The organism is Zoogloea dura (assembly GCF_012927165.1).
GTDB classification, from domain to species: domain Bacteria; phylum Pseudomonadota; class Gammaproteobacteria; order Burkholderiales; family Rhodocyclaceae; genus Zoogloea; species Zoogloea dura.
On the sequence record NZ_JABBGA010000038.1, the window covers coordinates 21896 to 28623 of the forward strand.

Consider the following 6728-nt stretch of genomic DNA (forward strand, 5'->3'; position numbering starts at 1 on the left):
CATAGTCACGAAGCCAATTGATAACTTCCGTGACGCAACCCGCCTCACTCAACAGCCTGGATGCTCGGCAAAGCGCACTGCACCGCGATCACGTTGCGCAACCAGCGGTTGGCCGGGTCGCGGTGGAAGCGTGCATGCCAGAACTCATCAATCGACAAGCGCGGCAACGTCACCGGATGCTTCGAATAAGCCAGCGCCAGCGGATGGATGTTGGGCTGCACCAGCGCCTCCGGCACCGTCGCCACCAGATCGGTGGCCCGCAGCAGATGCTCCAGGCTGGCGTAGGTGGGCACCCGCAACTTCACCTTGCGCTGGATGCCCTGCTTCTCGATCAGCTCGTCGATGCGCGCATGGCCCGTGCCCGCCGCCGTCACCACCGCATGCTCCGCCGCCACAAAGTCATCCAGCGTCATCGGCTTGCCGGCCAGCGGATGATCCGGCCGGAACACGCACACATAACCCTGCTTGAACACCTGCCGACTGAAGAACCCCGTCTCCAGCCCATCGATCAGCCCGATCGCCAGATCGATCCGCCCCGCCTCCATCTCGCTCTTCAGCGTCTCACCCCCGTCCCGCACGATGTTGATGCACACCCCCGGCGCCTCCACACTCAAAAAGCGCAACAGACGCGGCAGGATGTAGATCTCCCCGATGTCCGACATGCGCAGGGTGAAACTGCGCCGGCTGCTCCCCGGATCAAAGTCGAACTCCCGGCTGATCGCACTCCGCAACGAATCCAGCGCCTCACCAACAGGCTCCGCCAGATGCCGCGCATACGACGTCGGCTCCATGCCATTGGCGGTGCGATAGAACAACTCATCGCCCAGCAAGGCGCGCAGGCGCTTGAGGGAGCGGCTGATGGCGGGCTGAGTGACGCCCAGCGTGTCCGCCACGGCCGAAACCTTGCGCTCCTTCAGCATCTGGTCGAAGACGAGGAGGAGGTTTAGGTCGAAGTTTTTGAGGTCCATGGGGTGGCTGGGCGCAATGTGACGAATTAAGTGATACCCAGATCATCGCTTGTCCGAAAAATCACTCAAAACACTAGATTACGCGGAGGAGAAGTTGTGTACAACGCAATGGGCTATAAATCCGCCTGCTCTTTCTGTACCTCGTGAAATGCCGCTACTTTTTTTCTCAATTGTGGCATACGGCGTTTTTCAGCTTGAGTAAGCGATTTGTGATAGAAAAAAGAGACTTCATCCCCATCATCCTCTCTCTTGGCGATGTTGCAAGAAGCACATGCGAGTACGATGTTGTCTATCGAGTGCAAGCCGCCATTTTTCAAAGAGCGGTAATGGTCCTTATGAAATTTTCGTTTTCCCTTAGCATCTATAAGTAATATCCCGCAGTAGTAGCAGCGCCCTTCTTGAACACTAAAGAGCTCATCTATCTGATCCTTTGTGACAACCTTATTGCTAATAGCAATTCTGCGTACGCGGCGTTCTCGATGTACGCGCAATCGCTCTTTCTCGATGAGCTCTCCATAGCCCGGCGACTCAATCACCAGATGAAAATCAGGACTTTCAAAGAGTAAGTCGTAGTGCGGCAATGTGCAATCACACCTCGAAAAGTCTTTTTTAATTGGCGCATTGCAATTTAAACAACGTCCATTCTCGATGAAGAACTTAACAAAATCAGAGTGAACACCATACGGAAAATAAACATCAAGGTGATTGGGGCGATCATCTTCATCAACAATCCACGTGCACACTGTATGCTTTTCGTAGTTCTCCCTGATCTCAAATAGTTTGTAGGGGAACCAAGAGTTTTTCCGCGCGCACATAAGATTTACGAGAAACTGTGATGATGGAAGAAGTCGGTGTAGGTCGGGTTAGCGCAGCGTAACCCGACATCACATGATCGGTCCCGCTCGTGCTCAAACACGTCGGCAACGATTTGCATAAAGGCAATAATAGCACCACCAGGGGTTATGGCACGTTGATTATAGATAGGGAATGTCTGCTTACGCTGCGCTAACCCGATCTACTTGGCTGCTTACGACCCTAATCGGTAATTGAGGATTTGGAAAAGCGGACGGTCAGGAACGCCCAGGTTAACTGGCGCCGGAGCGCGAAGCGCGGAGGCACTAACACTGGCTTAAAAATGCCAAAGGCATGGCCAGTATTGGCGTCCGCGTTGAACCGCCAGTTAGGCCGCTTCGTCTGTAAGGTTGGCTGCTACAAATTCGCTCATCGGCTTAGATTCGCTGAACTTATTTTCAACGAGAGTGGCTGCGGCCACCTCGTTCGCAGTTATAAATGCCACCGCTTTGGCCCTCAAAATTGGAACCCCTGCAAACTTGGCGCTGACAGCGGCCTTCGCAGACCAAGCGCCCCAGTTTGCTGCCTGCATGATTGCGAGGATCAGTTGCAGCGACTGCTCGTCTGTGAGTAATTCTCCGAGAGAGGCGTCTAGAGCCTCAACAGCGTTTGAGAAAGAGTTGGCCGTCACGTAGTCAGCAGATCCTGCTTTAGAGATGAGGGTTGGAAGGTAGATTGGGAGCAGGCTGGGTTTGTCCTTGACGAGCTTTACAACAAACTCAGAATGAGCTCTTTTCTCGAATAGTGCTTCGACTTCGGGTTTGAACGTAGCGAGAAAATCAGCCTCCGGAACGGCCTCTGCAATGGAAATGAGCGCTGTCGTCGGGTGAATCAGTTTGGTCTCGCTGACTGAGCTTTTGATTTCAGATATTTTTTTTGCCAGAATTGCCCGCACGCGGTCAATGGGCGTGCCACTCAGTCCAGAAATTAACTTTCCGTTGGCTGATAGTGTTTGAGTGATCACGTCTTGGTAGTCGGCATCGTCGACCTTCGACGTAATCAACTTGGTTTGAAGTGCGGAATTTGCGGAGGGATTGTCTAGTTTGGAAAGACCGACTAAAAAAAAGCTCGAGTTTTTCTTAATCGAAGCATCTGCTGAGGTAACTGCTGAGGCCATTTTTGCCACGAGCTGCGGCATTGCCTCGTCATGTAGGTTCGCTATCTCGTCCTTAACCACATTTCTAATGTCCGGGATAGATGTGCTTGGAAAGAAATTGCTGTTCTTAAGCCGCACTACAAGTTCATCGACTAGCTGAGTGGTTGAAAGGATGGGCTTTGACAGGAAGCGATCAATGGATTCGAAGAAGACAAACCTGGCCTCCTCTGGTGAGGGCTTGTGTCCCGATGGGTGAGCAGACTTGTTGCGTAGGGTTCTAAGCGTCGTGAGAAATGAAGAGTCGAGGCCGGAAATAAGGCTCTTGGATGTTAGTTGGTCTATTAGATAGCTTTCGTAAACATCTTGGTTGGCCTTCTTCTTTGTTGCCTCCGTGAATATCAACTTTGCTGCCGAATTTACATTTCCCAACTCACCTAGCTTGGCCAGCAAGTCGTCGAACAAAGCGATGTAGCTGAGAACTAATGCGCCGCGGTAAGCTCCAGCCATATAGCAACTCATTGCTTCACGCATGTAGTCGCGGATGTCGGCACCAGGAATCCTGGCTAGTAGTTCTTCCATGTCAGTCAGATGTGCCAATGGAATTTCTCTCGGTGTTTGTTAAAAGGTCTAACAGTGTTTACACGGACGCAGGGGTCTGAATCGCCCCAGGTTTCGTAGAGGCTCCGTGGTTTAAGTACAGGCGTATTCGGCCTGTTTGGCGAGTTGCTGACGATACCGATCCTCTGCCACAGCGGGTGGAATGTAGCCGAGTGGTTCCAGGCGTCAGTATAACAAAGCGATATGCCATTAAACTACACAGCAACAATGGCTGCTTTAGGGAAAGTTATACATCGGTTTGCTTCTGGCCAACTGTCGACGTTGGAAGCATGGGTTAAATTCACAAGATCTCTCGTCGGCAACGAAAGGCTTCAATCGACCCAATGTTGCCGTTGAGCGTTGAGGAAAGCTGTCGTTCAACGTTTGACATCAACGAGGACCGACCGGCGCAGCCAGTTGGGCATCCGCTCGATTAATGGTTAGACATCGCCTTTGAGTCGAGCAATTTGCTCCCGAGCAAGGTTTTCTGCCGGCTTCGATAAAATGCCATGCCCAGCGCAGAATGCCTCTGCTTCTGCTAGTACCTTGCTCTTGAGGTGAAGGGTCTTTTGCATCAGAGCTTCGAGCCTAGAGAAGACTCCATTTCTTCCTTCGTCGGTGTAGAGCGAATCGCCGTCTTGATGCATCGAGCGATGAACAAGCCAATCTCGCTCATCTTTCAAAAGACGCAAATCAGCAAGCAGTTCTGGTTGCAGCGCACCGTGCTTCTCGGCTGTTCCCAAAGCTGTGCCTAGACTTGCGCGCCGATGTTTGGCTAGTAGTTCGTATGCTTCTACTTCCGTGACGCGACCTGGCTCACGAATCTCGACTTTCATTGTGAGGAGCGTGTGCAGCACGTCTTCCAGATACTGGATGTGCCAGATGCAGCGGCCGACGCCGCTGTAGAGCGAGTCAAGTTCATCGGGTGTGAGTTGGCGGCGCATATGCTTTCGCGATGTCTAACGTTTGACGTAAGGGGCGACCGGAGCCGAAGGCGGAGGGAACCCAAAGCGCAGCTTTGGGCCGTCTCTCTCGACGGAATTGTTAGGCCAGGAACTGTCCATTTAGCCCCTTGCTTCCCTTCCCGGTTCATCCTCGGCGACGCGAAAGCGCCAATAGAAATCTGGCTTTACCCATACAACGGTACTTTCAGTGAGCTTTCTGAAAGCATCGAGAACCTTTCGACCAACAACCAGATTTCCATCGCTGTTTTCTCTGAGGAAGCTCTCTTCCTTTGCTTTTACCAAGTAATCGACGACATCATCTTGATAAATGCAACCATCTCGCTCGATTTGCGAAAGCATCCAGTTTGCGATGGATTCAGCGTCCATTATTTGGCTTCTTGCGTTACGAGTTTGAGAGAATCAAACGGGAACAGACCGGCCTCAAGCTTCTTGCCAGCAAACCATTGGCACTTGTAAAGCCCAGTCGGCTTTTCTGGAACTACTTGAACAGTCATCTCTGGGCCACCAGACTTGAGCTGAACGATCTCTCCGATATTGAAGTTCGATTTTGCTGCCATTGCTTTCTCCTTGAGTGATTGATAGGCCTAACGTTTTAGGTAAAGGGCGCTGCGCGGCGGTTTATCGCGCAGCTTCCAGCGACCGAAGGGAGCTGGCTTTGACCGAAATGTTAGATTTGAACTCGTAACCCAGTGTATTGCTCTGTCTTTCCATTGGGATAGGTGACAAACAAATACATACGTTCCGAATATTCATTAATTTTTAAGTCTGCATCAGTGTCCTTTGCGGCTTGGAGTCCCGCTTTAAGGTCTGTCACAATTCTTCCTAAATCCGGGTGTCGATCATCGTTGCTTACCCGATATTTTGCATTCTCTCTGTCTGTGTAAATTGTTACTACGGCGGCGATATGGCCGCTCTCCTCCGCAACCTGTTCAACTTCGAAATCTTGAATGTGACCGCTGTTTAAGTGCAAATTTCCCATGACTCTCTTTCTGAATGTACTTGTTGAATGGAAGGGGCTCACTGGCAAAATCTAACTTTGTTTTAGGGCGACAGTTCTGCCGCATAACATCGGAGCGCAGAACAAGATGTCTTGCAAGTTACTGTTTTGGCGAAAAACTACGCACTAAGAAATATGACAAGACACGGAAAGCAGCCGCAGTCAGCATGGTGTGGGGTGACTAGATTCATGTAAAACGCAGGCTGATAGCATACCCCTGCACCCGAATGTCCGCTATCCGGATCGGATGGCGATAGGCCGCTTCTGGCCGAAAGCTGTCACCGCCAGACTCTCTCGATCTCCACAACTGCAATCCCCCCCCCCCCCCCCCCGCAAAACCTTCCCTAATACCTCAATCAGCTCTATACGCCCTTAATGACGAACATCATCGGACGCCATCAAAAAACCTGAAGCCAAGAAAGCCGCCAACATTAAGTGCACTACATCACTGGACATTCGCTCTCCGCGCAATTAGCCAGAACATCCATTACCAACGACATTGAGCCAGACAAACTCGCCCCCTGCCTGCACAAGACAATCAACAATTCCGCCCCTCACCACCTCCACCCCTAATCAAAAGCGGCCCGCAGGCCGCTCCGTCGATCATATCCATCACCGCGCAGGCCCCAACCGGGGCCCGCGCTCCTTACCTACCCCTGCCTCACTCCCCCTCCCCTTTCTTCCCTCTCCCAACTTTCGATCTTTCACTCTTCTTCTTCAGCCCCAGCGCAGCCACCTGATCCGAATTCGGCCCGTACAGGGCGCGGGTTTCGTTCTTGATGCCGAGGATCACGTCGTGGAGGTCGCGGCGGGCTTTGGCGAGGGCGTCGGCTGCGGCGTCGGCGGCGGCTTGGGAGGTGATGGCGGTGAGTTCGGCGTCGCGCAGGGTCTTGTAGGCCAGGTCGGCGACCTCGCGGCTGTGGGCGGGGTTATTGGAGCGGTAGTCGGTGAGGGCGGTGTCACCGACCGGCACATTGGAGCCAGTTGATGATCGGCACAATGGAGCCACCTTGTGACCGGCACATTGGAGCCACTCCGTGATCGGCGTAATGGAGCCACCCACGGATCGGCACATAGGCGCCAGCGCCGGATCGGCGTAATGGAGCCAGTCTCACTCTGACGGACGTCTCGACCTTGAGCGGTCCATCGCTACCCTGCCGGGTTTGGCAGGAGAAAGCCGGTGGCCCGCAGGAGTATCGAGATGCACGAGTACCGCCAGGCCCTGATGCGTTTGCGTCAGGGCGACTCGGAGC

General features: G+C 52.9%; 8 protein-coding genes. All 8 read right to left on the reverse strand.

What is annotated here, in order from left to right; translation table 11 throughout:
* Nucleotides 1–44: 44 nt before the first annotated feature.
* On the reverse strand, nucleotides 45–968 hold the full coding sequence (locus tag HHL15_RS24255) for a LysR family transcriptional regulator (RefSeq protein ID WP_169148385.1): 924 nt from the start codon (nucleotides 966–968) through the stop codon (nucleotides 45–47).
* Nucleotides 969–1081: 113 nt separating this feature from the next.
* Nucleotides 1082–1711: an HNH endonuclease gene (locus HHL15_RS24260; RefSeq protein ID WP_169148386.1), complete on the reverse strand. Its 630-nt coding sequence runs from the start codon at nucleotides 1709–1711 to the stop codon at nucleotides 1082–1084.
* Nucleotides 1712–2148: 437 nt separating this feature from the next.
* Nucleotides 2149–3495 carry a hypothetical protein gene (locus tag HHL15_RS24265; protein WP_169148387.1) on the reverse strand — a complete coding sequence of 449 codons (1347 nt, stop codon included), beginning with the start codon at nucleotides 3493–3495 and terminating at the stop codon, nucleotides 2149–2151.
* 458 nt (nucleotides 3496–3953) lie between these two features.
* Entirely contained in the window at nucleotides 3954–4457 is a 504-nt protein-coding gene (locus tag HHL15_RS24270; protein WP_169148388.1) for a hypothetical protein, read from the reverse strand.
* A gap of 120 nt (nucleotides 4458–4577) precedes the next feature.
* Nucleotides 4578–4844, reverse strand: a complete 267-nt coding sequence (locus tag HHL15_RS24275; protein WP_169148389.1) for a DUF6953 family protein — start codon at nucleotides 4842–4844, stop codon at nucleotides 4578–4580.
* Nucleotides 4844–5035: a YodC family protein gene (locus tag HHL15_RS24280; protein WP_169148390.1), complete on the reverse strand. Its 192-nt coding sequence runs from the start codon at nucleotides 5033–5035 to the stop codon at nucleotides 4844–4846. Before HHL15_RS24280 ends, HHL15_RS24275 begins: the two co-directional genes overlap by 1 nt.
* A gap of 110 nt (nucleotides 5036–5145) precedes the next feature.
* Nucleotides 5146–5457 (reverse strand): hypothetical protein, encoded by a 312-nt coding sequence (locus tag HHL15_RS24285; RefSeq protein WP_169148391.1) that lies wholly within the window; start codon nucleotides 5455–5457, stop codon nucleotides 5146–5148.
* Between the two features lie 679 nt (nucleotides 5458–6136).
* A complete protein-coding gene (locus tag HHL15_RS26825) occupies nucleotides 6137–6475 on the reverse strand; it encodes a hypothetical protein (protein WP_169148392.1) in 339 nt (112 codons plus the stop codon).
* Between the last annotated feature and the right edge of the window lie 253 nt (nucleotides 6476–6728).

Coding starts and splice junctions, on each gene's coding strand:
- HHL15_RS24255 (WP_169148385.1), bottom strand. CDS start 968: ATGGACCTCAAAAACTTCGACCTAAACCTCCTCCTCGTCTTCGACCAG.
- HHL15_RS24265 (WP_169148387.1), bottom strand. CDS start 3,495: ATGGAAGAACTACTAGCCAGGATTCCTGGTGCCGACATCCGCGACTAC.
- HHL15_RS24270 (WP_169148388.1), bottom strand. CDS start 4,457: ATGCGCCGCCAACTCACACCCGATGAACTTGACTCGCTCTACAGCGGC.
- HHL15_RS24275 (WP_169148389.1), bottom strand. CDS start 4,844: ATGGACGCTGAATCCATCGCAAACTGGATGCTTTCGCAAATCGAGCGA.
- HHL15_RS24280 (WP_169148390.1), bottom strand. CDS start 5,035: ATGGCAGCAAAATCGAACTTCAATATCGGAGAGATCGTTCAGCTCAAG.
- HHL15_RS24285 (WP_169148391.1), bottom strand. CDS start 5,457: ATGGGAAATTTGCACTTAAACAGCGGTCACATTCAAGATTTCGAAGTT.